Annotated in this window: 3 protein-coding genes; all 3 read left to right on the plus strand. The window is 70.9% G+C overall.

Features of this window, described 5'->3' with window-relative positions; translation table 11 throughout:
• Nucleotides 1–457: DUF2760 domain-containing protein (locus G3N97_RS37440; RefSeq protein ID WP_205997787.1), on the plus strand; the 457-nt coding region annotated here is incomplete at its 5' end.
• Entirely contained in the window at nt 454–2,322 is a 1,869-nt protein-coding gene (locus G3N97_RS37445; RefSeq protein ID WP_205997788.1) for an Hsp70 family protein, read from the plus strand. The genes G3N97_RS37440 and G3N97_RS37445, both read left to right, overlap by 4 nt.
• A gap of 35 nt (nt 2,323–2,357) precedes the next feature.
• A partial coding sequence (locus G3N97_RS37450; protein WP_205997789.1) for an Hsp70 family protein occupies nt 2,358–3,624 on the plus strand: 1,267 nt, incomplete at its 3' end.

A 3,624-nucleotide genomic window follows, 5' to 3' on the forward strand; every position in this document is an offset into this window, starting at 1 on the left:
GCCTGCCGCCGCCCCCGTGGCCACGCCTGCACCCGTTGCTGCGCCCGCTCCCGCGCCCGTCGCCGCCATCGAGGAAGCCAGCCCGCAATCGGCGCTGCAACTGCTCGGCCTGCTGCAGCGTAATGCGCGCTTCGTCGATTTCGTCGAGGAAGACATCGCCGGCTACAACGACGCCGACATCGGCGCGGCCGCGCGTCTCGTCCACGAAGGCTGCCGCGCCACGCTGCGCGAGCACTTCACGATCCGCCCGGTGCGCAGCGAGGCCGAAGGCAGCCGCGTGACCATCGCGGAAGGCTTCGACGCCACCGCCATCCGCCTGACCGGCAACGTGGTCGGCTCCGCGCCGTTCACCGGCACCGTCAGCCATCGCGGCTGGCGCGTCGAAGACGTCAAACTGCCCAAGCTCGTGAAGTCGCACGACGCGAAGGTCATCGCACCGGCCGAGGTGGAACTGTGAGCGATCCGCGTTTTTCGATCGGCGTCGATCTGGGCACGACGCACTGCGCCCTCTCTTACGTCGACCTCGCCGCCAGTGACGGCGAGAAGACCGTGCAGGGCGTGCTGCCCGTCACGCAACTCACCGCGCCGGGCGCGATCGAGTCGCCCGAGCTGCTGCCCTCGTTTCTCTATCTGCCGAACGCGGGCGAGCTCACGCCCGGCGACCTGACGCTGCCGTGGACCGCCTCGCGCGAGTACGCCGTCGGCGAAATGGCGCGCAGCCGTGGCGCGGGCACGCCCATCCGACTCGTGTCGAGCGCGAAGAGCTGGCTCTGCCATCCGGGCGTGGACCGCCGCGCGGCGATCCTGCCGAACGACGCGCCGCCCGAAGTCGCGCGCGTCTCGCCGCTCGAAAGCTCGATCCGCTATCTCACGCATCTGCGTGAAGCCTGGGATCACGCGCATCCGGATGCGCCGTTCGCGCAGCAGGACGTCACCGTCACGATTCCGGCCTCGTTCGATCCGGCCGCGCGCGAGCTGACGGCCGAGGCCGCGCAGGCCGCCGGCTACACCAGCATGACGCTGCTCGAAGAACCGCAGGCCGCGCTCTATAGCTGGATCCAGAAGAGCGGCGGCGCGTGGCGCAAGGACGTGAAGGTCGGCGACATCATCCTCGTCGTGGACGTGGGCGGCGGCACCACCGACCTCTCGCTGATCGCCGTGGTCGAGCGCGAAGGCAATCTCGAACTGCTGCGCGTGGCCGTCGGCGAACACATCCTGCTCGGCGGCGACAACATGGACCTCGCGCTCGCGCACGTGGTCGCACGCAAGCTCGCCCAGCAAGGCACGCAGGCCGATCCGTGGCAGTTGCGCGCGCTCACCTACGCCTGCCGTTCGGCCAAGGAGCAACTGCTTTCCGACGCCAGCCTCGAAGCGGTGCCGCTGGTGGTGCCGAGCCGCGGCTCGAAGCTGATCGGCGGCTCGATCCGCACCGAACTCACGCGCGCCGAACTCACGGCCACGATCCTCGAAGGCTTCTTCCCGCGCGTGGACGCCGCGGCGCGTCCGGTCGTGCGCACCCGCGCCGGCCTCACGCAACTCGGCCTGCCCTACGCGCAGGACGCGGGCGTCACGCGCCATCTCGCGGCCTTCCTTGGCCGCCAGGTCGCGGCGCTCGCGGAAGTCGAAGGCTTCGGCGCGCCCGCCGAGGGCACGAGCTTCCTGCATCCCACCGCCGTGCTGTTCAACGGCGGCGTGTTCAAGTCGTCGCTGCTCGCCGGGCGTGTGCTCGAGATCATCAACGGCTGGCTGTCGGCGGAAGGCGCGGCCCCCGCGCGTCTGCTCGGCGGCGCGGACCTCGACCTCGCGGTCGCGCGCGGCGCGGCCTATTACGGCTATGTGAAGCGCGGCAAGGGCGTGCGCATTCGCGGCGGCACGGCGCGCGCGTACTACGTGGCGATCGAGTCGGCCATGCCCGCGGTGCCGGGCCTCGAACCGCCCATTTCGGCGCTCTGCGTCGCGCCCTTCGGCATGGAAGAAGGCAGCGACGCCGCGTTGCCGCCGCAGGAATTCGGCCTCGTCGTGGGCGAGCCGGTGCAATTCCGCTTCTTCGGCTCGTCGGTGCGCCGTCAGGATCAGGTGGGCACGATGCTCGACTTCTGGTCCCCCGAGGAACTGCAGGAACTCGAATCGATTCAGGCCACGCTGCCCAGCGCGGGCCGAACCGTGGGCGAAGTCGTCGCGGTCAGGCTGCATGCGCGCGTGACCGAAGCGGGCACGCTCGAACTCGAAGCCGTGCCCTCGGGTAGCGACGAGCGCTGGAAAGTCGAGTTCGACGTGCGCGGCGGCGCAAGCGAAGGCGCTGGCCAGGGCGCGAGCTTCTGAGCGCACGCTTGAAGTCCGATCCGCCTGAGAACGCGATGAAGCAATACGTCGTCGGCATCGACCTGGGAACGAGCAACACGGTCGTGGCCTGGGCCGAAGCCGGCGCGAGCGGGGCCGCTGCGGGCAACATCGGCGTGTTCGAGATTGAGCAGCTGACGGGGCTCGGCGAAGTCAGCGCGCAGCCGTTGCTGCCTTCGGCGCGCTATCACCCCGCGCCCGGCGAACTCGCTGCCGACGCGCTGCGTTTGCCGTGGCGCGACGCCAAGGCTTCGTCCGCCACCTCCACGGCCGACACGCCCGCGCCCGTCATCGGCAAGCTCGCGCGCACGCTCGGCGCGCAGGTGCCGGGACGGCTCGTGGCCAGCGCGAAAAGCTGGCTCTCGCACGCCTCGGTCGACCGGCTCGCGCCGATCCTGCCCTGGGGCGCGCCCGACGACGTCGCGAAGGTCTCGCCCGTCGACGCGAGCGCCAGCTATCTCGCGCACGTGCGCGCGGCCTGGCATCATCGTTTTCCGCACGCGCCGCTCGAACATCAGGACGTGGTGCTCACCGTGCCCGCCTCGTTCGACGACGGCGCGCGCGCGCTCACGCTCGAAGCCGCGCGGCGCGCGCAACTGCCCACGCTGCGTCTGCTCGAAGAGCCGCAGGCCGCGTTCTACGACTGGCTGTTCCATCATCGCGACGCGCTGCAAGCCGAACTCGCGCAGACGCGTCTCGTGCTCGTCTGCGACGTGGGCGGCGGCACGACCGACCTCACGCTCATCAAGGTCCATTTCGAGGACGGCGAGCCGCAGCTGACGCGCATCGGCGTGGGCAACCATCTGATGCTGGGCGGCGACAACATGGACCTCGCGCTCGCGCACCTGGCCGAAAGCCGGCTCGCGACGCAGGACGCGCGGCTCTCGGCCGCCAGCCTGTCGCAGCTCGTCGAGCGCTGCCGCGTCGCCAAGGAGCAACTGCTCGGCGACGCCGCGCCCGAGTCGGTCCGCATCACGCTGCTCGGTGCGGGCGCGCGGTTGATCGGCGGCGCGCGCTCGACGCAACTGGGCCGCGACGAGGCCGAGCGCATCGTCGTCGACGGGTTCTTTCCGGCGGTCGGCCCGCGCGATCTGCCGCGCCGCTCGCGTGCGGCGATCGTCGAATTCGGTCTGCCCTATGCGGCCGATGCGGGCATTACGCGTCATATCGCGGCCTTCCTGCAACGCTTCGCCGCGCAGTCGCGCGAGGCGCTGGGTGGGTCCGCCGATCATGCCGATGCCGATTCCGTTTCGAACGGTGACTCCGCCGCCCCGCCGATGCCCG

Source organism: Paraburkholderia sp. Ac-20347 (genome assembly GCF_017104805.1).
In the GTDB taxonomy this organism is placed as follows: Bacteria; Pseudomonadota; Gammaproteobacteria; order Burkholderiales; family Burkholderiaceae; genus Paraburkholderia; species Paraburkholderia tropica.